The sequence below is a fragment of the Streptomyces sp. A3M-1-3 genome (genome assembly GCF_024213665.1).
Classification (GTDB): Bacteria; Actinomycetota; Actinomycetes; order Streptomycetales; family Streptomycetaceae; genus Streptomyces.
Map to the genome: position 1 here is coordinate 49,305 of NZ_JANAVP010000005.1, position 21,073 is coordinate 70,377.

Here is a 21,073-nt window from a genome sequence, read left to right on the forward strand (position 1 = left end):
GTCTAACGAGCGGGCAGAAACCGCCCCACGCGTATTGCATCGTGAGATGTCCCGCTCACATCCGCCACGCGGGACGGCTCTGACACCGCTCGTCGCAGGGACCCCTGCCCTCTGCCCCTCTCCTCACGCCGAACGTGGCCCATGTCACGCGGCAGGGTGGCACTGACACGGAATCCACCGTCCGGTTCCGGCCCGGCCTGTAGCGCTCCCCGCAGCTCCACGACGCGTTCGCGCAGGCCCACGAGCCCGTACTTCCCGGACGGCAGCCCGGGCCCCGGCCCTGGCGTGATGCGCGGGCGGCCGTTGCACACCGTGATGCGCAGGGCCGCCGCCGTCTCGCCGCCGTACGGGCCGCGCTCCACCGCCGGGTCGTTGGGCACCGCTGGGTCGTACTCCACCGCCCGGTCGCACTCCACCACCGGGTCGTACTCCACCACCAGGCGGACCGGCGCGCCGGGCGCGTGCTTGCGGGCGTTGGTCAGACCTTCTTGGACCAAGCGGTACGCCATCTCCTGGACCGGCAGCGGCCACCGGGCGAGCCGGTCGAGGTCGCCGTGCGGCGTCACCTCGGAACCCGCCGCCTCGATGAGTGCACGCAACTCCGGGAGCCCGGGAGCACGCAGGCCCGCGACCGTCCGGCGCAGCTCGTCGAGCGCGGCTTCGGCACGTCGGCGGAACACCCGGTCCGGATCGCCGGAATCGCAGGTGAGCGCGATGAGGCTGAGGTGATGGGCAACGGTGTCGTGCATCTCGCGGGCGATGCGGGCCCGCTCGGCCGCGGTCGCCCGCTCGCCGGCCAGTTCACGCTCCCGCTGTCGGCTCAGCGCCAGCTCCGCCGCCTTGGCGGCCAGTTCACGCCGGGAAGTGGACAGCAGACCCAGCGCGACGGGCGCCAGGCCGAGCAGTACGGCGCTGAGGGCGTCCAGCGTGATGTCCTCCCAGCTCCAGGGCAGCAGTTCCAGATGCGGCCACGGGTAGAAGGAGACTCCGGACACCACGGCGCCCCACACCCAGGGCTCTCCCCGCTGCCGGGGCAGGGCGGCCACCGCGTACAGCGCGAACATCACCGGCAGCCAGAGGTAGCCGGCGGCGAGACCGGGAAGGGTCAGCAGCAGAACCGTGCGCGGGAAGCGCCGCCGTACGACCAGAAGCACGGCCACCAGCAGCGCGCAGCCGAGCATCCAGTCGGGGCCCCAGTTCCGGGTGGCGACCGCCTCCACCCCGGCGAATACGGGTGGCGCGGCATCGAGCAGCCGCCTCCGCGCGCGGACACTGCGGACACTCACGCCAGGTCCGCCCGGTGCGCCACCGTCGCCAGGGCAACCCGGTTCGACGCGTGCAGCTTCCGCTTGAGCTCGGTGATGTGCGTCTTCACCGTCGTGACGCCGATCCTGAGCTGTTCGGCGATCTCGGCGTTCGACAGACCGACCGTCACCAGGGTGAGGACCTCGCGCTCGCGGCGGGTCAGCTGAGGCAGCGGCTGTCCGGCGGGCCCGGCCATCACCTCCGGCCGGCCCCCCAGCCGCCGGTCCAGCGCGGCGCTGCTGCCGCGCGTGGCGAAGACGACCCCGCCCGAGGCGAGCACAAGGACGGCCTGCCGCAGCAGCTCCGGCGTGCTGTCCTTGAGCAGAAAGCCGACTGCGCCACCGCACAGCGCGGACGCCAGCTGTTCGCCACTGTCGAATGTGGTGAGCAGGGCGACGGGGGGCGGCTGCGGAAGGGCGCGTATGCCGGCGAGCAGGGTGAATCCGTCGGGCGCCGGCATCACGACCTCGAGGAGCACGACATCGGGGGAACTGTCGCGCACGGCGTCCATCGCCGCTGAGCTGTCACAGACGGAGACGCTGATGACGCCCTCGACAGTCACGACCTGGCGCAGCGCTTCCCGTACCAACGCTTCGTCGTCCACGACAAGAACGCGGATCATTCCCACTCCCCCGAAAAACTGACGCGGCCTCACGTCGGAGGCGTCACATCCTACTTCGTGCCGATGCCGAGCCCCTGACGGGCTGGGACCATGAGTGGAGACCTACACACTTGCACGGGGGCAACATCTTCATGGCATTCCACTCTCCCTTCAGAATTCCCATGCACCGGCACGGGTTCGGGGAGAAAAGACAGTCCAAGCGCCCGAATCGAGGGCGGAAATTCCTGACTTCTCCGTACTGACCAACCGCGAGAGGCAGGTACTCCTCCTGCTGGCCGACGGAGAATCAAATCGTGTTCTCGCCCGAAGACTCGGCGTGGCGGAGCGCACCGTGAAGGCACATCTCACCAATCTGATGCGCAAGCTGAATGTCGGGTCCCGCATCCAGGCAGCGCTCATTGCGGCCCAGCACCACCACGCCATACGCCCTGAAGGGCATGACCCGAAAGGGCAATGCCCCAAGGTCCAATAGAGATGGATGATCAAGGACGGCATTGTTTGTTCCGCCGCGCAGAACACCTGCGCGGCTCACCACACGGGGAGGAACAAACAATGAAGAAGAGCATGCGCATGGCTGCGGCTACCGCAGTTGCCGCGGTGGCTCTGGGAGTTGCGGCGCCGATGGCTTCCGCGACCGAGTCGGCGCACATCGCCCGGACCGCGATCTCGGTGTCGGCCGCCACGCCTTCGGCCTCGGTGACGACCGCGACCCTGCCCACGTCCGCGCCGGCGGCCGCCGACGTCAGTGCGGCGGACAGCGCGGCTCACGCCAACGCCCTTGCCGCGGCCAAGGGGGGCCGGCTCGACCCCGTCATCAAGCTTCTCAAGAAGAGCCCCGACGCCTTCAAGTCCGCGGTGCGGGCGGCCAAGAACGGCGCATCCGCCTACCACAAGTGGGTCAAGAGCCTTTCCTGGAAGAACCCGCTCAAGTACACGCTGATGGCACTGCCCGGCTACCTGCAGACCGAGCTGATCAACTGGCTTGCCAGCCAGGTCGGCTGATAGTTGACCGATTCGCCGCTGCCCCGGACCGAGTGTCCGGGGCAGCACCCATAAGGAGATGACGTAGTGAAGAAGTCGCGAGAGCAAGCAATCACCGACAACCTCTGGGCTCTCCCAGCGCTCTTCATCAGCATCTCCTTTGTATGCTTCTGGATCGTCAAGAGCGACGCCGCCGCCGCGATCGGCTGGTGGTCCTACTTCCTGGGCTGGATTCCCGCGGTGAGCATGCTGGTCTGGTGCCGGGCCAAGGGCAAGGAGATGGGCGGCGGCGCGGTCTTCGCCTTTGTCGCCCTCCCTCTCTTCGGTCTTCTCTTCTGGCTCAACCATGGGTGAACCCGGGTTTGGTGGTGCCGCGCCGCTGCTGGTCGCGCAGGGGCTCAGCAAGTCCTTCCACGGCAAGCGTGTCGTGGACGATGTGTCCTTCCACCTCCCGCCCGGAACCGTCACAGGCTTCCTCGGCGCCAACGGCGCCGGGAAGACGACCACCATCCGGATGCTGCTCGGGCTCCTTCACGGCCAGGGGAGACCCTGTTCCTGGGAAGACCCCTGGCAGCCTGGCGTGATCCCGCGCGCGTCGAGAAGGACAGCTTCCTGCAGACGCTGGTCGGCAGCTCGCTTCCCCCGTGGGGAGCACTGGCTCTGTTCGGCACGTTCACCGCTGTCGTCGCCTGCTGCGGCCTGCGCGCGTACCTCCGCCGCGAGGCGCCCTGACGGACTGGAACTCGCTCAGTTCGCGCTGCCGGGTTCGACGACCCAGCGGCTCGAGTAGCCGGTGATCTCCGCGATCTGGTCGTAGTCCTCGTCGTAGTGGAGGACCGTGGCTCCGTGCCGCTGGGCCGTGGCGGCGATCAGCAGATCCGGCAGTGAGAACGCCCGGTGGTTGCCTCGGTCCGTCGCCTGGCGCTGAATCCATGTCCCACACCTCGTCCGGGCAGGGCGGATAGTCGAAGCCGGTCAGCCAGCGGCGCAGCCATTGCGACTCAGCCTTGTTCCGTGCGGAGTAGGGAATCTCCATGGTCACGGCGCCACTGACGCAGAGCAGGCCTCGCTGATACAGCGGCTCGAACACCTCGCGGACAGCCGGCTTGCTCCGCCGTACGAGGGCGGACTTGTCGATCAATTACCGTTCCCTCACGCCGCTGATCGCCCCTGCCCCGGATCGTTCCGCGCATCGTGGGTGAGGTCGATCTTCCCGCTGTCGATCGCGTCGAAGAACTCCTGCCTGCGCAGCCGCTTCGCCGCGTCCACCACAGCGGCCTTGAGCGTCTCCTCGTCGGACTCCGTGCCCAGCGCCGCGCGGGCGTCGGCAAGGAACTCCTCGTCAATGTCGATCTCTACAGCGATGCGGGCCATGTCCGGCCCCCTTTGCAGACAAGGGCTCACCGAACCTCCTCCACCATAGGTCGTTGTGATCTGGGCTACAGGTCCTCGTGGCCGCTCAGGCGCGCTTCCTCGGCGGTAGGCCGGCCGCGGCACGCACGGCGTCTGCCCGCTGCGCCACGTCCTGCGCGGCGGGCACGGCTCGGAAGGTGGCCGGCAGCGCCTCCTCGCGGCGGCAGTCGTCGCACAGACCGTTGGTGAGCTTGGTGACGTTCTCGGACGCGTCGCATCCGACGCACAGCATGATCCGCTGCAGCACGGTCTCCGGTCCGGGGATGTTCTTGGGCGGCATCTTGTCCTCCAGTCGTCTACGGGCGATTCCCGCCGCGCTGTGGACCTGCGCGGGCAGCCCCGCCGTCAGCGCGCCGATCAGCTGCGGTGCGTCGGCGTCGCGCTCCAGCCACGCCTCGGCCAGGGGTTCCAGCCGCGCGCAGTCGGCGGCCGAGAGGGTCATGCGTGGCTCGGTACGGCCGAGCGCGGCGAGCGTCCGGTACGCGGTCGAGCGGGCGGGGGCGGGCTCAGCACCGGTCGCGGGCGCCTGGGCGCGCTCTCCCCGCCGGAACGCCTGCCACCACTCCTCGTCCCGCGCGGTGCGCGAGAAGTACGTACGCGTCACCCAGCGCGAACCGTCGTCCCGCACCACCTGCTCCCGGATCCGGCGCAGGTGACCGGCGTCGGTGAGCGCCTTGAGGGCGGTACGGCAGGCGGCCTGACCGACGTCCGGGATGTGCTTGGCGAGCGTCTTGTGGTCGATGGCCGCGCCGTCGGGCAGCCGGTCGATGAACGCGGCGAGCGACGCCTCACGCTTGGGCAGATGTACGAAATCGTCCTTGCCCCGCGGCAGTTCGTCGGGCGCGGAGCGCTTCCCGAACCCCGGATTGGCCATGGGGTGTGCGGGCGCGGGCGGGGCAGCACTAAAGTTGGCAACAGCCATGGATCGAACCTCGTTCTTCGATCTCGTAGGTCAGACCCCGGTTGGTGTTACAGCACCGGCCGGGGTTGTTTCTTGTCGCGAACGCTAGAGGGTCGCGACTGTGCGTCGCAAGCCGATCACGAAAAGTCATCTGCTCGCTCATGCGCGCGAGTTGGGAGGGTGGGTGGGTTGAGCCACCCAGCCATTCCTCAGAAAGAGAGCTCGGCTCTCGGAGCCCGAAGCTCGGGGCTCAGTTCCCTGCCGCGTACGCGACGAATGCCGCCCAGGAGGCGGCGGGCAGGGTCAGTTCGGGGCTCGCGGTGAGCTTCGAGTCCCGGACGTGGACGGCGGCGGGGCAGGCTGCGACCTCGACGCAGTTGCTGCCCTCGGAGTCGCTGTACGTGGACTTCTGCCAGTCGAGGGCGACTTCGACGCAGGCGCCGCCCTCGCCGTCGCTGTAACTCGACTTGTACCAACTCAGGTCCTCGCTCATAGCTCTTTCACCATCCGCTCGACGAAGCGGGCCGACTCAGCAGGACTGAGGGCCTCCATGCGGATCATGCTAAGCCGCTCCGTGTACGCGTTGACCACCTCCGGGTCCGGGGTCAGCTCACTGACCGACTGCCCCTCCGAGAACGCAAGGCGCTCGCGATCCTTGGTTTCCAGCACGACCATCGGCCCCATGAGGGCGGCCGTCATCGCTCGGTCGAAGGGCAGCACTTGCAGCGCCACATTGCGCCGCTGCCCCATCTCCAGAAGGCTGGTGAGCTGCTGCTCGTCCACGTGGGGGCCGCGCAGCGAAGCCTCGTACAGGACGAAGCTGAACGCCACCGGCGGCTTGCGCGTGAAGAGATCCTGGCGCTCCAGCCGCGCCCCAACCCGCTCCTCGACCGTTTCGTCGTCCAGCAGCGGCCTGAAGTCCTCGATCAGTGCCCTGGCGTACACCTCGGTCTGCAACAGCCCTGGCACGAGCGCAACTTCGTACCACCACAGGCTGACGGCCTCGCGCTCCCGCAGCATGAAGTCATGAGCCCGCGCCGGAAACTTCTCCCGCTGAACGTAATCCTTGGCAGCGCTCAGCAGCCCGTCCGCGCAGCACAACGCGTCCGCCACGTCCAGAACTCGAGGCGTCGGCATCCGTACGCCCTGCTCCATGGACTTGATCGTGTCTGGCGAGTAGTTGGAGGCCGCCCCTAACTCCTCCCGAGTCACATTCGCCTTCGTGCGCCAGCGCTTGAGCTGGTTGCCGCTGTACCGCCAGGTACCGGGCGACTGGGAGTTGTACTGGACTGACACAGCGCCCACCTCCGACCGATACACCACAGCGTGTATCACCTCAGTCGCTACCGAGCGTAGCTTGCCGAGCGCCAATGTGTGACTATGCCGAACGCAATCCGCCCCGACTGGGTACCTCTGACTGGGCACCAGCTCCACCGCTCCGGCGTGTACTTCGACGCCGTACGCATCCCGGGCATCCGCGGTGAAGACGTCGCCGCGCAGCTCATCGCCGCGGCCGAGGACGGCGCCGCAGGGCCCGTCGTCTGTGAGGCGTCGGGCTTCCGGTGGATGTACTTCCTGCTGCGACCCGGCACGGCCGGCACGTACGCGTGGCCGCTCGGCGTCCAGCGCTTCGGCGGCACCGGGACCCGCACGGTCTCATACATCGGCATCCCCGCCCTGGAGGGGAACACCTGGCCCCTGCGCTGGTACTCCCAGCCGACACCCGCAGCGCCCTTCGTGGCAGCGGGACCGTTGGTCGAAGCGGTCGGCGCCGTCAGCCGTGGCGTGCGCTGACCGGCAGCGAGGAGCGCGCGGGGCCGCCCTGCTCGTAGCTCGCGTTCTGCGGAGCGCCGGTGTCGATCAGGCGGATCATGAGGGGCGTGAAGCCGACCGGGCCGGTGGCGCCGGCGCGGATGCGGTAGCGCTCGGTACGGGCCGCGTCGCGGGCGAGAGGTGTCCCGCCGGTGAAGAGCCAGTGCGGCTGTACGTCGTTGGCGACCCGCAGCTCGACCGTGCGCCAGGCGCCGGTTGCCGGGTCGCGACGCTCCAGTACGAAGCCGTTCTGCGGCGGGGCGGGGCCGTCCGACACGCCCTCCACCATGATCTCCATCTGGAAGACGACGAGCACCTGTCCGTACACGCGGATGTTGCCGTTGCGGACGGTAACGGTGAACTCCCGGGCGGCGCCGCCTCGTACGACGTTCAGCGCGCCACCGGCAGTGGACGCGGACATCGATACGACCGTCGGCTTCGCCGGACGAGGAGCCGGTGCGGCGGTGGTCCGCGCGGGGGTGGCCGAGGACGGGGAGGCGGACGCCGATGCCGTCGTCGACGGCGAGGCGGAGACCGAGGCCGAGGCCGAGACGGACGGTGACGCCGAGGTGGAAGCACTCGGCGAAGGGGATGCGGATGCCTCCGCCGCCGTCCGTACCTCGTCCGGCGAGCAGCCGGCCACCAGCAGCCCGGCTGTCACCGCCGCAAGCCCCGCCACCGTACGTATCCGGCCACCCCCATGCCCACGCCCGCGTCCACGTCTCACTGTTTCTGTTCCCCCGGCGGTCGGCTCCTTTAGCGGCGCGTCAAGGTAGCAGCGCGCCGAACACGGCGCGGACACGCGGAAGCAACGCTTCCGCTACGGCTCGCTACGGCCGGGCGGACCCACGGGTGCCCACAGGCTCCTACGGTGCCCGACGGATGCCCAGCGGGCCCGCGATCTCGTCCGCCATCACCCGGCCCGCCTGCTCGGCCAGGTCGTCCTCGCCGAGGTCCTCGTCCGTGTCCAGGCCGTCCAGCGCCTGGAGCGGCTGGTCCAGGCGTACGTGCGCGACCAGGGCCTGCAACGCCCGCAGGCAGGCCGATGCGGTCGAGCCCCAGTTGGAGAAGTACGAGAACTGCCACCACCACAGAGCCTCGGTGGTGCGGCCCGCCCGGTAATGGGCCAGGCCGTGGCGCAGATCGGTGACGACGTCGGCGAGGTCGTCGGAGATCCGGCAGGCGACGGGCGCCTTGCGCGGCTCGTACGGGTCGAAGACCTCGGAGTACACGTCGACCGGTTCGAGGATCAGCGCGAAGCGCTCGCGCAGCTCGTCGACGTCCGGCTCCGGGCCGAGGTCCGGCTCGTACCGCTCGTCCGGAACGATGTCCTCGTGCGCGCCGAGCCGCCCGCCGGCGAGCAGGAGCTGGGACACCTCGAGGAGCAGGAACGGGACCGCGCTGTCCGGCTCGTCGCCCTTGGCCACTTCCGTGACGGCGACGATGAAGGACTCGATCTGGTCGGCGATCTGGACCGCGAAACTGTCGGGGTCCTGCGACACGGCGTGCAAGTTTGCGTCAGACATCGAGAAGTCGTCTCCCCTCGAAGGCACGCCCGAGCGTGACCTCATCCGCGGCACCTCTTTCTGCGCCCCTCGCGCCGCTACGCGGGCTTCGGGCCGCTGTGCCGGACTCCGTCCGGCGGGTGCACTGGGTGGTGGCAGTTTCAGACATCCAGGAGCCGCCTTCCCTCGAAGGCGCGGCCCAGCGTGACCTCATCCGCGTATTCAAGGTCGCCGCCCACGGGCAGGCCGCTGGCGAGGCGGGTGACCTTCAGGCCCATAGGTTTGATCATGCGGGCGAGGTACGTGGCCGTGGCCTCGCCCTCCAGGTTCGGGTCGGTGGCCAGGATCAGTTCGGTCACCGTGCCGTCCGCCAGCCGGGCCAGCAGCTCGCGGATGCGCAGGTCGTCCGGGCCGACGCCTTCGATGGGGCTGATCGCGCCGCCGAGCACGTGGTACGTCCCGCGGAACTCGCGGGTGCGCTCGACCGCGACGACGTCCTTGGGCTCCTCGACCACGCAGATGACCGCGGGATCGCGCCGCGGGTCCGCACAGATACGGCACTGCTCGGCCTGCGCGACGTTCCCGCAGACCGCGCAGAAGCGGACCTTGTCCTTGACCTCCAGCAGGGCGTGCGCGAGGCGGCGCACGTCCGTCGGCTCGGCCTGGAGGATGTGGAAGGCGATCCGCTGCGCGCTCTTGGGACCGACGCCGGGCAGCCTGCCCAACTCGTCGATGAGGTCCTGGACCACGCCTTCGTACAACGGAACGCCTCTCTCGTATTGCTTTGGTTCGTACGGTAGTTGCCGGGGGCGGCCCGCAGAAGACCCTAGAAGGGCAGGCCCGGCATGCCGCCCAGTCCCTGCGTCAGCGGGCCGAGCTTGTCCTGCTGGAGCTGCTGCGCGTTCTCGCTCGCGGCCTGGACCGCGGCGACGACCAGGTCGGCCAGGGTCTCAGTATCTTCGGGGTCGACCGCCTTCGGGTCGATCACCAGGGCCCGCAGCTCGCCGGAGCCGGTGACGGTGGCCTTGACCAGGCCGCCGCCCGCCTGGCCCTCGACCTCGGCCTGGGCCAGCTCTTCCTGTGCCGCGGCGAGGTCCTGCTGCATCTTCTGGGCCTGCTGGAGCAGCTGCTGCATATTGGGCTGGCCACCACCGGGAATCACGGGTCACTCCGAGGCTGTTCGAACGACATCTGACTGTCTGGCTGATGTGTGTTTCGGTTAAACCGAGCCTACGTGTTCACCGAGCACCGCGCCCTACACCGTAAGGACCGACTCTTTCGAGTGAGAGGCCGTGCACTCCTCTACCTGATCAAGACCTACTTGTGGGCGGAAATACCGGGATTTCCAGCCCACGGCCCACCATTCGGCGGTAGGAAGGGCATGCGCACCAGTACACACACGCGCACCACCACACGTCAGCGCAGGCAGAGGGAGTGCCGGGTGAGCCAGCCGGACATGCAGCCCGAGGGGCCACCACGGGAACCCCGGGAGCCACGGGAGGAAGGCGCGCCGAAGGCGTCCGATCTGACCGGCCGGCGGTTCCCCCTGGGGGACTGGGGCGAGCCCGCGGAACGCCTCGACGAGCTGTACCGCTGGGTGGAGGGGGACGCCCTGCGGACCGCCGACTGGTATCTGACGGACCGCGCCTGGAAGCGGCGCGGTGCGCGCTCGCTGCGGATGGGCACGGCGGTCGGCGCGATCGCCGGGGCGGCGCTGCCGCTTCTCGATCTGACCGGCACGCTGGACGGGGCGTCGGGCTTCGGCTACCTGTCGCTGCTGCTCGGGGCGGCCTGTATGGCCTGCGACCGGTTCTTCGGGCTGACCTCGGGGTGGATAAGGGACGTGGCCACCGCGCAGGCGGTGCACCGGCGGTTGCAGGCGTTGCAGTTCGACTGGGCCTCGGAGAGTGTGCGGGAAGTGCTCGGCCCGACCGAAGGCACCGCGAGCGAGGCCGCCGAGCGCTGCCTGACGGTGCTGCGGCGCTTCTCGGAGGACATCACCGAGCTCGTACGTTCCGAGACGGCCGACTGGATGGTGGAGTTCCGGGCGGGGCCCGCGCCGCTGGTCATGCAGTCGCTGAGTACGGGCGGGCCCCGTACGGAAGCCGGAGCGCACCCCGGCCGCTTCCCGCTGCCGCCGGGGACGCGGCCCAGCATGCCGCGGCAGCGTCCCCCGGAGCCACCGCGGTGAGTGCCGCGCCGCGCGGGCGTATCAGCGCGCGGTCGTATCAGCTGAAGATGATCATCGAGCCCTGACCGAGGCTGCGGGTCGCCGCCGCGTGCAGGCCCAGCCAGACGTGACGCTCACGTCCGAAGGGGCTGTCGTCGTACGGAATGGGCCCAGCCGGTTCCTCGAGCGAGGTGGGACGCTGCGGGGGCGCGGGGGCGGCCGGCGGGTTGGCAGGGTCTATACCGATGGCGGGGCCGACGAATTCCAGCTCGCGCAGCAGGCCCTGGGTGGACCCCAGGGGGCCGCCGCCGGCCAGCAGCTCCTCGTTGCCGAGCGGGGAGCCGAAGTCGACGGGGACGTACGCGCCGGCGTGGTCGTAGTGCCAGACCAGGTGCGACTGCTGGGCCGTCGCCTCGAACATCTCCAGCAGCTGCTCGTAGTCCCCGCCCAGCTCATCGACGGGCGTCACGGCGAGCCCGCAGATCTGCAGCAGGTACGCGCGGCGCAGGAAGTGCAGCGCGTCGTAGTCGAAGCCGGCGACCGGGGCGACATCGCCCGAGAGGCCCGGCATGTAGGCGAAGACGGGAACGGACGGCAGCCCGGCCTCGCCGAGTGCCTTGTCGTACGCGGCGATCTCTTCGGCGAAGGGATTGTCGGGGCTGTGGCACAGCACGTCGACGAGGGGGACCAGCCACAGGTCACAGGCCACGCGGACTCTCTTTCGTTCGCAGCGTGCAATGGTCGGGACAGCGTAGTGCTCCGCACACGCTGCGCGAAGAGGGCATCAGGCGCCCGTTCGGCCACGGGCCTTCGTACCGCTACGGAGCCGTCGGGCCATGGCCGCCCCGTGGCGTCGATGGCTTGGTGTCGGGCACCCTGGCCGGCCGCACCCGTAGTAGGCAGATACGACGGCGGTCAGGGCGGTGCTCACGGGCGGGTGCTCACGGGCGGGCCCGCTCCAGCCTCGCGGCCCACGCCAGCGCGTGATCGTTGTACGCCTGTACGACCTGGCGCACGCCCTCCCCGTCGCCCCGGGTCACCGCGTCCACCAGCTCGCCGTGACCGCTCCACAGCACCTCGTCGAGCCCGCCGTGGCGGCGCAGGTACGGGACGGCGAACACCCAGCACTGGACCCGCATACGGTGCAGGAACTCCGAGATGTAGACGTTCCCGGCGAGCGCGCCCAGCTCACGCCAGAAGCGCAGGTCATAGCCGACGAGAATGTCCAGGTCACCGCACCGGGCGGCCCGTCCGGCCTCCTCGGCCCGCCGCCGTACGGACACCAGCGCCGCGCTGCGCCCGGCGTCCGAGCCGTGCTCGGCGATCCGCAGGAAGATGCCGTCGACGATCAGCGCCCGGGCCTCGACCATGCCGCGGTAGTCGTCGACGGAGAACTCGTGGACCCGGAAGCCGCGGTGCTGGTCGGAGTCGAGCAACCCCTGCGCGGACAGATCGACGAGCGCCTCGCGCACGGGGGTCGCGGACACCCCGTACTGCTCGGCGATCTGCTTCACCGTGAACTCCTGCCCAGGCCGCAGCCGCCCCGCGAGCACTTCGTCGCGCAGCGCGTCCGCTATCTGCTGCCGCAGGGTGTTGCGGGTGACAGCTCCGCTGCCGGCCATGGGGTCCGTCTCCTTCGTGGGCTTGGGACACCTTAGGCCAGGCAGCGGAATCGGTCTGTGACGCGATGCGCAGGGGTGCGCAGGGGTGCGCAGGGGTGCGCAGGGGTGCGCAGGGGTCAGACCGTGTGTGCGTCCGCCGCTGTCAGGGCTTCGTCCAGGAGGGCCAGGCCCTCCTTCGCCTCCGCCTCCGTGATCGTGCAGGGCGGGACGACATGGGTGCGGTTCATGTTCACGAAGGGCCACAGGCCGCTCTTCTTGCACGCCGCCGCGAACTCACCCATCGGCGCGTTGGCCGCGCCCGCTGCGTTGTACGGGACCAGCGGCTGGCGCGTCTCCTTGTTCCGTACGAGCTCCAGCGCCCAGAAGACACCGATGCCGCGCACCTCGCCCACCGACGGGTGCCGGTCGGCGATCTCGCGCAGGCCCGGCCCGATGATGTCGGCGCCGATGCGGGCCGCGTTCTCGACGATGCCCTCCTCCTCCATCGCGCCGATGGTCGCGACGGCGGCGGCGCAGGCCAGCGGGTGGCCGGAGTACGTGAGGCCCCCCGGGTACGGGCGCTGGTCGAAGGTGGCCGCGATCTGCGGGGAGATCGCGACGCCGCCCAGCGGGACGTACCCGGAGGTGACGCCCTTGGCGAAGGTCAGCAGGTCGGGGGTGACGTCCCAGAGGTCGGCGGCGAACCACGTGCCCGTACGGCCGAAGCCCGCCATCACCTCGTCGAGGATGAAGACGATGCCGTGCCGGTCGCACAGTTCGCGCACGCCGGCGAGGTAGCCGGGCGGCGGGGTCATGATGCCGGCCGTGCCCGGGACGGTCTCCAGGATGATCGCGGCGATCGACTGGGGGCCTTCGAAGGCGATGGTGTCCTCGAGGTGGGCGAGGGCGCGCTCGCACTCCTGCTGCTCGGTCTCCGCGTGGAAGGGCGAGCGGTACAGGAACGGTCCCCAGAAGTGCACGACACCCGCTGAGGCGGTGTCGGAGGGCCAGCGGCGCGGGTCGCCGGTCAGGTTGATCGCGGCGGCGGTGGCGCCGTGGTACGAGCGGTAGGTGGAGAGCACCTTCGTACGGCCCGTGTGCAGACGGGCCATGCGGACGGCGTTCTCGACGGCCTCGGCGCCGCCGTTCGTGAAGAAGATCTTGTCGAGGTCGCCGGGGGTGCGCTCGGCGATGAGGCGTGCGGCCTCGGAGCGTACGTCCACGGCGAAGCCGGGCGCGAGGGTGCAGAGCCTGGCGGCCTGGTCCTGGATCGCCGCGACGACCCTGGGGTGCTGGTGGCCGATGTTGGTGTTGACCAGCTGGGAGGAGAAGTCGAGGTAGCGGTTGCCGTCGTAGTCCCAGAAGTACGAGCCCTCGGCGCCGGCGACGGCCAGGGGGTCGATGAGGCCCTGGGCGGACCAGGAGTGGAACACGTGCGCGCGGTCGGCGGCCTTGACGGCGGCTCCCGCTCCGGGATCGGCGTGAGGGGTCATGGCCACAGGCTAAGAGTCCACAGGGTGGACACGACATCGGCGTCCTGTACGGGGGTCGGGGGCTCGCCGCGACAGTGTGTCGGCCGGATTCGGGGGCTTTTGGTTCCGGGTTCGTTCCCGGTCCATCTCGACCCCACCTTGACAGCATGCTGTCTTTTTGACAGGATACTCACATCGGCACCACGGGGGTCGAGATGAAGGAGCTGTTATGACCAGCAAGACCGTCTACCTGGCCGTCTACCCCACGTTCGCCGACTGGGAGACCGGCCACACCACCGCGCACCTCGCCCAGCACGGCTACGAGATCAAGACCGTCGGCCGCTCGCTCGACCCCGTCAGCACCATGGGTGGCGTCCGCATCCAGCCCGACCTCGCGATCGACGACGTACACCCCGGTTCCGGTGCGGACGCCTCGATGCTGATCCTGACGGGCGCCGAACTCTGGGACATGGGCGACGAGCTCGCCCCCTTCGCCCGCAAGGCGCGCGAGTTCCTGGCGGCCGGCGTGCCGGTGGCCGCGATCTGCGGGGCCACCGCCGGCCTGGCCCGCGAGGGCCTGCTCGACGACCGCGCGCACACCAGCGCGGCGGCCGGCTACCTCGCGGCCACGGGCTACGGCGGCGGCGAGCGGTACGTCGAGACGGACGCGGTCACCGGCGGCGACCTGATCACGGCGGGCCCGACCGAGCCGGTCGCGTTCGCGCGCGAGGTCTTCGGCAAGCTCGGCGTGTACGAGGGAGAGGTACTGGACGCGTGGTACCGGCTCTTCCACAACTCCGACCTGAGCGCGTACGAAGTCCTCATGGCCGCGGAAGGAGCAGGCGTTGAGTGACGGAGTGGCGAGTGAGCGGGTGGTTGGTGACCGGGTGGTTGGTGACCGGATACAGCAGGATCTGCTCAGCCGGACGGCGCTGGACGTCTTCCGGCTGAACGGGCAGTTCCTCTCCGTCTCCGAGGAGCTGGCCAGGCCCGCCGGCCTCACCGCGGCCTGGTGGCAGGTCCTCGGCGCCGTACTGAACGAGCCGCTGCCCGTCGCCGGTATCGCCCGCGCGATGGGCATCACCCGGCAGAGCGTGCAGCGGATCGCTGACCTGCTGGCGGAGAAGGGCCTCGCCGAGTACGTACCGAACCCCGCGCACCGCAGGGCCAAGCTGCTCCGCCCGACGGAGGAGGGCCGGGCCGCGATAGGCAGGATCGGCCCGGGCCACGCGGAGCTGGCGGCGCGGCTCGCCGGCGCGCTGGGCGAGGGCGGATTCGCCGAGACGGTACGGGTGCTGGAGAGGCTGTCGAAGGCGATGGAGGCCGTCAGCGAGCCGGCGGGGTCCGCTACGGCTACGGGGTCGGCGTCGGCGTCGGTTCCGAGCCCGGCCCCGAGCCCGGCCCCGAGCCCGGCCCCGAGCCCGGCCCCGAGCCCGGCCCCGAGCCCGGCTCCGAGCCCGGCTCCGGCTCCGGCTCCGGGAAGAACCTCGCGCTCGTGACGTAGTCCATCGCCTCGGTGAACACCGGGTCACCGAGGCGCCGCGCCATCTCCTCCTCGCTGACGTCCTCCACCCGCGTCTGAATCCAGTACAGGTTCCCGAAGGGATCGCGCACCCGCCCGACCCGGTCGCCGAAGAACAGATGGGTCACCTCGGTCACCGACGCGCCTCCGGCCGCGACCGCCTGCCGGTGGACCGCGTCCGCGTCCTCGACGTACAGCCGCAGGAAAGCGGGCGTGGGCGGCCAGTCCGGCCGCGCGTCGAACATCATCACGACCGCGTCGCCGATCCGGACCTCCGCATGGCCGATGCTGCCGTCGTCACCGACGACCCGGGTGATCTCCTCGGCGCCGAAGGCCGCCGTCAGGTAGTCGATGAGACCGGCCGTGTCGCGTCCGATGATCCACGGCGTAACGGTCGTACAGCCCTCGGGAACCGGCTTCACAGTCATGGCTGTCTCCTCGGATACTTGGGCACTTGGGCACTTGGATCGCGAGACCGACACTAGGTCGGCCATAGGTCAGTTCCTGTCCTATGGGGCGGGCGCTCGCGGCACTGCCTTCAGCACGGGGGAGGGACTGCGCAGCCATGGAGAGAACGGGACCCGGCGACCCGCAAAGAATCGGCGCCTACCGGCTGTTGGCGCGCCTCGGCGCCGGCGGCATGGGCCAGGTCTATCTGGCCCGCTCCGAACGGGGCCGTACGGTCGCGGTCAAGCTGGTACGCGAGGAACTGGCCGCGCAGGAGGAGTTCCGCAGCCGCTTCCGCCAGGAGGTGCAGGCCGCGCGCCGGGTGGGCGGCCAGTGGACCGCGCCCGTCCTCGACGCCGACACCGAAGCACCGGTGCCGTGGCTCGCGACGGGGTACGTGGCCGGGCCCAGCCTGCAGACCGTCATCTCCACCGACCACGGCCCGCTGCCCGAGCGCTCGGTGCGCATCCTCGCCGCCGGACTCGCGTACGCGCTCCAGGACATCCACGCGGCCGGCCTCATCCACCGCGACCTCAAGCCGTCGAACGTCCTGGTCACGATCGACGGTCCGCGTGTCATCGACTTCGGCATCGCCCGTGCCCTGGAGACGGTCACCGACGGCGGCCTGACCCGCACCGGCGCACTGGTCGGCTCCCCCGGTTTCATGGCCCCCGAGCAGGTACGCGGCACCCCGGTCACGCCCGCGTGCGATGTGTTCTGCCTGGGTTCGGTACTGGCGTACGCGGCGACCGGCGCCCTGCCCTTCGGCGCCGCGGACAGCGGAGTGCACGCGCTGATGTACCGGATCGCCGAGGAGGAGCCCGATCTCGCCGCGCTGCCGGATTCGCTGCGGGATCTGGTACGTGACTGCCTCCGCAAGGACCCGGCCGCGCGCCCCGCTCCGGCGGACATCCTCGCCCGGGTCGGCGCCAACGACACGGTGAGCGACGGCCGCGCGCTGGAACCCTGGCTGCCGGCCGCGCTCGTGGCCCAACTGGGCCGCCACGCCGTCCAGTTGCTGGAGGCCGAGGACTCCGGCCCGGAGCCGCCGTCCCCGGCGCCCCGGGCGACCCGTCCGGTGCATGCGATGCCGACGGTCATCGGCCCCCCGATACCCCCACCGGCCCACGCCCCGGCCCCACCGCCCCCGGTGTACGGGTACGGCCCCACACCCGCGTACGGCCCGCCACCGGCCCCGGAACCGCCCCGACGCAACGGCCGTGCGACGGCTGCGCTGGTCGCGGTGGCGCTGGTGGTGGCGCTCGGCGCGGGCGGCGGGGTGTACGCGGTCATGAGCGAGGACCACGGCAACGGCGGCAGGAAGGAGCCGACGGCCTCGGGTACAGGCACGAGCACGACGGACCCGAAGCAGTCGACGACGTCGGAGTCCCCGTCCCCAACCCCGTCGGGGGAGAACGGCGTCCCCGTCGCGTACGTAGGAACCTGGCGGGCCACCTTCCAGACGGACGACGGCACGCACACCCGTGTCCTGAGGATCGGTCAGGGCGGGACGGGCGACACGGTGATGGACCTGACGGGCAGCGGCCCGACCTACGACTGCCGCTGGACGGCCACGCTCCGCGCCTCCGGCCCGCCCCTGGAACTGGGCCCGTCCGAGGTCACCTTCGGCGACCCGGTGAAGTGTGCACCCGGACAGTGGAGCCGGCTGGAGATGCCGGACGAGCGGACGCTGGTGCGGGAGCTGGTGGGCAGCACGGGCACGCCCGTCACGTACACGAAGGTGGGCTGAGAGAGCGGACTCCCCCGCGTCCCCGCGTCCCCGCTTCGGGCGGAGGCCGATGCGCATCGCGCTGTAAGAGGCCGTATGAGGCTGTAAGAGAGCGCGGCTCCCGGACACATACAGGGTGTGAGGCACTCTGGCGCGGCTTCGTATTCGGGAGGACGGGCGATTGGATGAGTGGGGCAGGTTCGAAGCGGTCTATCGGGACACCTGCGTGCCCGTCCTCCGGTTCCTGCGGCGCAGGCTGCCGTACGAAGCGGCGGAAGACGCGCTGTCCGAGGTGTATCTGACGGCTTGGCGCAGAAGGGCCGAAGTCAGAGGTGAACCGCTGCCTTGGCTGTACGGGATCGCCCGCCTGGTCGTGGCGAACACGGTGCGGTCCACCGGCCGCAGGCACCGGCTGCGGGAGCTGCTCGTGGCCGCCGGTGACGACCGTCCGGTGCCGGCCGCGGAGCAGAGCGCCGTGGACCGTATCGCGGCCGCCGACGCCCTGGACCGGTTGCCGGAGACGGCGCGGGAGGCGCTAGTGCTGGTCGCGTGGGACGGGCTGGAGGTCCGACAGGCGGCACGGGTGGCCGGCTGCAGCACGGCCGCCTTCTCCGTACGGCTGCACCGTGCCCGCAAGTTGCTGGAAGCAGCCTTGAACGATTCCGGATCGAGCGGGAAGGGAGCTGACGATGGGCAAGGACGTGGAACGGGTGAGGGCACTGCTCTCGGCCCACGATCCGGCAGCCGGAGTACATCGGGTACCGGAGCGGACGGAGCGTGAAGTGGCCGCAGGGCGGGTGGACATTACATCGGCGCAGGCGCGATCGACGGAGGCGCCACGGCGTGTCCGGAGGCCGGCGCTGTGGGCGGGCGCCGCGCTGACGGCGGGCGCAGCCGCCGCGGCACTCTTCATCCTGCCGGCCGGGGACGGCCCTGGTGAGGGCGGTCGCGGGCCGGTTGCCGTCCCGGAGGCCGATGATCTGCTGCCGTCGGTGACGGGTACGGACTGGGTCACATACGCCGATCAGGTGGTGGTGGTCCGGCCGGTCGCGGAGAAGGAGATCCCGCCGAGCGCGGACGAGCGGGAGGCGGGCGAGGGATACATCGGCCGTTCGGTGACTCTGGAGGTCGACGGGGTCCTGTGGAGCCGAGCCGGAGCGCCCACCGCTCCGGCATCCGTGACCCTCGACGTCGCCGGGTGGACGTTCCAGGGCGACCAGCGCCGGAAGTTCGCCGTACACGACAGCCCCCGGCTGGAGAAGGACCACACGTACATCGTGGCCCTGGCCCGTCTCCAGGACGGTACGTGGTCGGCGCTGGGCAGCAGCGCCGTCCTGCCCTACGACAACGAAACCATCGGCAGGGGTGAATCCGAAGGCACCAACCACCCCACTCCGCCGGACGGACATGAGGCGGGGAGCGTCGAGGAGCGAGTGAACGGAAAGCCGGCCAGGTCGCTGGTGGATCTGCTGAAGGGAACCCCGCCGGATCCGGCGGCAGCCCCGTACGCGAGCCTGCCGCCGGAGGAGCGCTACGCCAAGGCGCAGTGACCGCAGGCCCCACCTCCCGGCTTGGGAGGTGGGGCCTGCGGCGTTGGCCGGCCGGAAGAATCAGTTCTTCGCCGGTGCCGATTCCGGTGTCGGCGCCGGTGTCGGCGCCGGTGTCGGCGCCGGTGTCGCAGCCTTCAGCACGGAGACGAGCGCGTCGGCGGCGCGGCCACTGGTCAGCGTCTCCACACTGTTGGCACCGGGCGCTTCCAGTGCTTCGGCCGACAGCGGGCCGGGGGCCGGCGGGGTGCGGGTCGTGCCTTCGGATTCACCCCTGCCGATGGTTTCGTTGTCGTAGGGCAGGACGGCGCTGCTGCCCAGCGCCGACCACGTACCGTCCTGGAGACGGGCCAGGGCCACGATGTACGTGTGGTCCTTCTCCAGCCGGGGGCTGTCGTGTACGGCGAACTTCCGGCGCTGGTCGCCCTGGAACGTCCACCCGGCGACGTCGAGGGTCACGGATGCCGGAGCGGTGGGCGCTCCGGCTCGGCTCCACAGGACCCCGTCGACCTCCAGAGTCACCGAACGGCCGATGTATCCCTCGCCCGCCTCCCGCTCGTCCGCGCTCGGCGGGATCTCCTTCTCCGCGACCGGCCGGACCACCACCACCTGATCGGCGTATGTGACCCAGTCCGTACCCGTCACCGACGGCGACACGTCATCGGCGTCAGCGATCACCACGCCGTCCGCTTCCGTACGGGGTTCGGAACCGGGGGTCCCGATCCATGTCCCGACCAGTAACCCGGCCACGACCGTGGCGGCCAGAGCGCCGAGCCTTCTGCTGCGTGTGATCTTCACTGTCAGGCCCCCCTCAGTACGCCGAGTTGATCATGGACTTGTTGTGTGCTCCCAGCGAGGCGACTGCCGACGGCGTCACCATGCAGGCCAGTCGGGAGTCGGTCTGGCTCAGCCGGGGGGAGGCGTTCTGGCCATGCGTCAACCCGACGGCGTGACCCGTCTCATGGCAGGTGGTGCTGGCGGGCGGGTTGCTGGAGGCGAAGCGGACGTAGTGCTGGTCGCACTTGTTCCCTCCGACCGAGTCGTTGCACCAGGCGATACCCCGGCTCCCCGACGGTGTGGAACCCGACTGGTAGACGATGTCCGTCTCGGATCCGCCGCTGTAGCTGGGGCTACCGGGGTAGCCCACGTTGAGATCGGTGGGGTTGTACTGGTCGTTGAGTGCGTTCTTCACCTTTGTCTTTCCCGCACTCGACACGGTTCCCTGGAGCCAGACGGTGAGGGCGTCGTTGTCCGTCCTGCAGAAGCCGTCACCCATTTCCCCGTCGGTGCACGACCACGGCGTATTCGCGGTCGGGTACATGCTGTCGGTGATGGCCGCGGATGCCGTGGTGGCACCTATTCCGGCCAGCGCAATGGCCGCGAAGGCCGCAATGGACTTGCGGATTCCGCGAGTTGGTCTGATCACTTGCTCCCCTTTGCGTACCTGGTCGATGATCACGCACACCGATCCGTCCGCGTCCCCGAGCCGCCGGACCTGCTGCTGCTTCCCCCGGCAGAGTGAAAGCGGATTGCTCGGTCACAGGAGAAACTCAATCGCGAACAAACGAGCGAAAGAACAGGGGAATAAGTCACTCCCGAGCCAATTCACGCCTCAGCGGTCACATGCTGCGCTGCGGGGGCTGCGCAGCGCGGCCAGCGCGTAGTAGAGCAGCAGCGCGTGGCCGAACCGGTGCTCTGCGGTGGGCGGGCAGCGCCATGACAGCGGCCAGGTGGCACCGTTGAGGGCGGGGACGGGGATGTAGCAGACCAGGCCGGGCCCGGCGGTGAGCCGGGTGACCCCGGCCGGCCAGGCGCGGTGGCCCGTACTGCCGGGCACCACCAGGAAGTACACCGACCGCCGCCCATTGGCCTCCATCACGATCGGGCCCGGCTCGCCGCCCGTGATGTCCTCCATGAGATCGGCCAGTTGCCGACCGGGATCGCCGTCCACGCGTACGGCGTCGAACTGGACTCCTGCCTTGCGGAGTTGGAAGCCGGAGGCTGGGACCCACGGGATCTTCTGGTGACTTTCCGTATTCACGGGGA

General features: G+C 70.2%; 29 protein-coding genes and 2 pseudogenes. 12 read left to right on the plus strand and 19 right to left on the minus strand.

Annotation, left to right across the window (positions count from 1 at the left end; translation table 11 throughout):
- Window positions 1–2: 2 nt before the first annotated feature.
- The gene (locus NLX86_RS07100) at window positions 3–1,286 is read right to left on the minus strand and encodes a histidine kinase (RefSeq protein WP_254370745.1); all 1,284 of its coding nucleotides are present in this window, start codon (window positions 1,284–1,286) and stop codon (window positions 3–5) included.
- The gene (locus tag NLX86_RS07105) at window positions 1,283–1,927 is read right to left on the minus strand and encodes a response regulator transcription factor (protein ID WP_254370746.1); all 645 of its coding nucleotides are present in this window, start codon (window positions 1,925–1,927) and stop codon (window positions 1,283–1,285) included. Before NLX86_RS07105 ends, NLX86_RS07100 begins: the two co-directional genes overlap by 4 nt.
- Before the next feature lie 94 nt (window positions 1,928–2,021).
- Between NLX86_RS07105 and NLX86_RS34660 the strand changes: the two genes are divergently transcribed.
- The 4 genes from NLX86_RS34660 to NLX86_RS34665 all read left to right on the plus strand — a co-directional run bounded on the left by NLX86_RS34660 (window position 2,022) and on the right by NLX86_RS34665 (window position 3,698).
- Window positions 2,022–2,399 (plus strand): response regulator transcription factor, encoded by a 378-nt coding sequence (locus NLX86_RS34660; protein ID WP_254370747.1) that lies wholly within the window; start codon window positions 2,022–2,024, stop codon window positions 2,397–2,399.
- Between the two features lie 149 nt (window positions 2,400–2,548).
- Window positions 2,549–2,929, plus strand: coding sequence for a hypothetical protein (locus tag NLX86_RS07115; RefSeq protein ID WP_254370748.1), 381 nt, complete (start codon window positions 2,549–2,551; stop codon window positions 2,927–2,929).
- Between the two features lie 66 nt (window positions 2,930–2,995).
- A complete protein-coding gene (locus NLX86_RS07120; RefSeq protein WP_254370749.1) occupies window positions 2,996–3,262 on the plus strand; it encodes a hypothetical protein in 267 nt (88 codons plus the stop codon).
- On the plus strand, window positions 3,255–3,698 hold the full coding sequence (locus tag NLX86_RS34665; protein ID WP_308409553.1) for an ATP-binding cassette domain-containing protein: 444 nt from the start codon (window positions 3,255–3,257) through the stop codon (window positions 3,696–3,698). Before NLX86_RS07120 ends, NLX86_RS34665 begins: the two co-directional genes overlap by 8 nt.
- Here the strand turns inward: NLX86_RS34665 and NLX86_RS07130 are convergent.
- From NLX86_RS07130 to NLX86_RS07150, 5 genes and pseudogenes are all read right to left on the minus strand, one after another.
- Window positions 3,656–4,049, minus strand: a pseudogene (locus NLX86_RS07130) (PIN domain nuclease). The gene NLX86_RS34665 and the pseudogene NLX86_RS07130 overlap by 43 nt on opposite strands.
- Before the next feature lie 11 nt (window positions 4,050–4,060).
- Window positions 4,061–4,282 (minus strand): type II toxin-antitoxin system VapB family antitoxin, encoded by a 222-nt coding sequence (locus NLX86_RS07135; protein WP_254370750.1) that lies wholly within the window; start codon window positions 4,280–4,282, stop codon window positions 4,061–4,063.
- Window positions 4,283–4,367: 85 nt separating this feature from the next.
- Window positions 4,368–5,243, minus strand: coding sequence for a hypothetical protein (locus NLX86_RS07140; protein WP_254370751.1), 876 nt, complete (start codon window positions 5,241–5,243; stop codon window positions 4,368–4,370).
- 229 nt (window positions 5,244–5,472) lie between these two features.
- Window positions 5,473–5,715: a DUF397 domain-containing protein gene (locus tag NLX86_RS07145; RefSeq protein WP_254370752.1), complete on the minus strand. Its 243-nt coding sequence runs from the start codon at window positions 5,713–5,715 to the stop codon at window positions 5,473–5,475.
- Window positions 5,712–6,518: a helix-turn-helix transcriptional regulator gene (locus tag NLX86_RS07150; protein WP_254370753.1), complete on the minus strand. Its 807-nt coding sequence runs from the start codon at window positions 6,516–6,518 to the stop codon at window positions 5,712–5,714. Before NLX86_RS07150 ends, NLX86_RS07145 begins: the two co-directional genes overlap by 4 nt.
- 84 nt (window positions 6,519–6,602) lie before the next feature.
- Between NLX86_RS07150 and NLX86_RS07155 the strand changes: the two genes are divergently transcribed.
- On the plus strand, window positions 6,603–7,016 hold the full coding sequence (locus NLX86_RS07155) for a hypothetical protein (RefSeq protein ID WP_254370754.1): 414 nt from the start codon (window positions 6,603–6,605) through the stop codon (window positions 7,014–7,016).
- Here the strand turns inward: NLX86_RS07155 and NLX86_RS07160 are convergent.
- Window positions 6,997–7,455 (minus strand): hypothetical protein, encoded by a 459-nt coding sequence (locus tag NLX86_RS07160; protein WP_254370755.1) that lies wholly within the window; start codon window positions 7,453–7,455, stop codon window positions 6,997–6,999. The two genes, NLX86_RS07155 and NLX86_RS07160, sit on opposite strands and share 20 nt — an antisense overlap.
- On the opposite strand from NLX86_RS07160, the gene NLX86_RS07165 reads away from it, so the two are divergent.
- Window positions 7,442–7,810: a hypothetical protein gene (locus NLX86_RS07165; RefSeq protein WP_254370756.1), complete on the plus strand. Its 369-nt coding sequence runs from the start codon at window positions 7,442–7,444 to the stop codon at window positions 7,808–7,810. The genes NLX86_RS07160 and NLX86_RS07165 overlap by 14 nt on opposite strands.
- A 90-nt stretch (window positions 7,811–7,900) precedes the next feature.
- Here the strand turns inward: NLX86_RS07165 and NLX86_RS07170 are convergent, their stop codons facing one another.
- The 4 genes from NLX86_RS07170 to NLX86_RS07180 form a co-directional block, all read right to left on the minus strand.
- The gene (locus NLX86_RS07170; protein ID WP_254370757.1) at window positions 7,901–8,560 is read right to left on the minus strand and encodes a DUF5063 domain-containing protein; all 660 of its coding nucleotides are present in this window, start codon (window positions 8,558–8,560) and stop codon (window positions 7,901–7,903) included.
- Window positions 8,553–8,753, minus strand: coding sequence for a hypothetical protein (locus NLX86_RS34990; protein WP_374213844.1), 201 nt, complete (start codon window positions 8,751–8,753; stop codon window positions 8,553–8,555). The genes NLX86_RS07170 and NLX86_RS34990 overlap by 8 nt, the downstream gene beginning before the upstream one ends.
- Window positions 8,701–9,300 (minus strand): recombination mediator RecR, encoded by a 600-nt coding sequence (recR, locus tag NLX86_RS07175; RefSeq protein WP_254370758.1) that lies wholly within the window; start codon window positions 9,298–9,300, stop codon window positions 8,701–8,703. Before recR ends, NLX86_RS34990 begins: the two co-directional genes overlap by 53 nt.
- Before the next feature lie 65 nt (window positions 9,301–9,365).
- The gene (locus NLX86_RS07180) at window positions 9,366–9,701 is read right to left on the minus strand and encodes a YbaB/EbfC family nucleoid-associated protein (protein ID WP_254370759.1); all 336 of its coding nucleotides are present in this window, start codon (window positions 9,699–9,701) and stop codon (window positions 9,366–9,368) included.
- A 279-nt stretch (window positions 9,702–9,980) separates the two neighbouring features.
- Between NLX86_RS07180 and NLX86_RS07185 the strand changes: the two genes are divergently transcribed.
- Entirely contained in the window at window positions 9,981–10,730 is a 750-nt protein-coding gene (locus NLX86_RS07185) for an SLATT domain-containing protein (protein ID WP_254370760.1), read from the plus strand.
- Window positions 10,731–10,767: 37 nt separating this feature from the next.
- Here the strand turns inward: NLX86_RS07185 and NLX86_RS07190 are convergent, their stop codons facing one another.
- The 3 genes from NLX86_RS07190 to NLX86_RS07200 all read right to left on the minus strand — a co-directional run bounded on the left by NLX86_RS07190 (window position 10,768) and on the right by NLX86_RS07200 (window position 13,803).
- Window positions 10,768–11,418 carry a hypothetical protein gene (locus tag NLX86_RS07190; RefSeq protein WP_254370761.1) on the minus strand — a complete coding sequence of 217 codons (651 nt, stop codon included), beginning with the start codon at window positions 11,416–11,418 and terminating at the stop codon, window positions 10,768–10,770.
- A 232-nt stretch (window positions 11,419–11,650) separates the two neighbouring features.
- Window positions 11,651–12,331 (minus strand): GntR family transcriptional regulator, encoded by a 681-nt coding sequence (locus NLX86_RS07195; RefSeq protein WP_254370762.1) that lies wholly within the window; start codon window positions 12,329–12,331, stop codon window positions 11,651–11,653.
- 116 nt (window positions 12,332–12,447) lie between these two features.
- Complete coding sequence (locus NLX86_RS07200) at window positions 12,448–13,803, minus strand: aspartate aminotransferase family protein (RefSeq protein ID WP_254370763.1); 1,356 nt, start codon at window positions 13,801–13,803, stop codon at window positions 12,448–12,450.
- 208 nt (window positions 13,804–14,011) lie between these two features.
- Here NLX86_RS07200 and NLX86_RS07205 point away from each other — a divergent pair, with 208 nt between their 5' ends.
- Together NLX86_RS07205 and NLX86_RS07210 are read left to right on the plus strand one after the other, a co-directional pair.
- The gene (locus NLX86_RS07205) at window positions 14,012–14,635 is read left to right on the plus strand and encodes a DJ-1/PfpI family protein (RefSeq protein WP_254370764.1); all 624 of its coding nucleotides are present in this window, start codon (window positions 14,012–14,014) and stop codon (window positions 14,633–14,635) included.
- A 34-nt stretch (window positions 14,636–14,669) separates the two neighbouring features.
- Complete coding sequence (locus NLX86_RS07210) at window positions 14,670–15,281, plus strand: MarR family transcriptional regulator (RefSeq protein WP_254370956.1); 612 nt, start codon at window positions 14,670–14,672, stop codon at window positions 15,279–15,281.
- 100 nt (window positions 15,282–15,381) lie between these two features.
- Here the strand turns inward: NLX86_RS07210 and NLX86_RS07215 are convergent.
- Window positions 15,382–15,798: pseudogene (locus NLX86_RS07215) on the minus strand (VOC family protein); the annotation flags it as partial.
- A 71-nt stretch (window positions 15,799–15,869) separates the two neighbouring features.
- Here NLX86_RS07215 and NLX86_RS07220 point away from each other — a divergent pair.
- The 3 genes from NLX86_RS07220 to NLX86_RS07230 all read left to right on the plus strand — a co-directional run bounded on the left by NLX86_RS07220 (window position 15,870) and on the right by NLX86_RS07230 (window position 19,030).
- The gene (locus NLX86_RS07220) at window positions 15,870–17,501 is read left to right on the plus strand and encodes a serine/threonine-protein kinase (RefSeq protein ID WP_254370765.1); all 1,632 of its coding nucleotides are present in this window, start codon (window positions 15,870–15,872) and stop codon (window positions 17,499–17,501) included.
- 205 nt (window positions 17,502–17,706) lie between these two features.
- Complete coding sequence (locus NLX86_RS07225) at window positions 17,707–18,261, plus strand: sigma-70 family RNA polymerase sigma factor (protein WP_254370766.1); 555 nt, start codon at window positions 17,707–17,709, stop codon at window positions 18,259–18,261.
- 16 nt (window positions 18,262–18,277) lie between these two features.
- Entirely contained in the window at window positions 18,278–19,030 is a 753-nt protein-coding gene (locus NLX86_RS07230; protein ID WP_254370767.1) for a hypothetical protein, read from the plus strand.
- Window positions 19,031–19,090: 60 nt separating this feature from the next.
- On the opposite strand, the gene NLX86_RS07235 is transcribed toward NLX86_RS07230, so the two are convergent.
- The 3 genes from NLX86_RS07235 to NLX86_RS07245 form a co-directional block, all read right to left on the minus strand.
- Complete coding sequence (locus NLX86_RS07235) at window positions 19,091–19,825, minus strand: hypothetical protein (RefSeq protein WP_254370768.1); 735 nt, start codon at window positions 19,823–19,825, stop codon at window positions 19,091–19,093.
- A gap of 13 nt (window positions 19,826–19,838) precedes the next feature.
- Window positions 19,839–20,453: a hypothetical protein gene (locus tag NLX86_RS07240; RefSeq protein ID WP_254370769.1), complete on the minus strand. Its 615-nt coding sequence runs from the start codon at window positions 20,451–20,453 to the stop codon at window positions 19,839–19,841.
- Window positions 20,454–20,639: 186 nt separating this feature from the next.
- The gene (locus NLX86_RS07245; RefSeq protein WP_254370770.1) at window positions 20,640–21,068 is read right to left on the minus strand and encodes a hypothetical protein; all 429 of its coding nucleotides are present in this window, start codon (window positions 21,066–21,068) and stop codon (window positions 20,640–20,642) included.
- Window positions 21,069–21,073 lie beyond the last annotated feature (5 nt).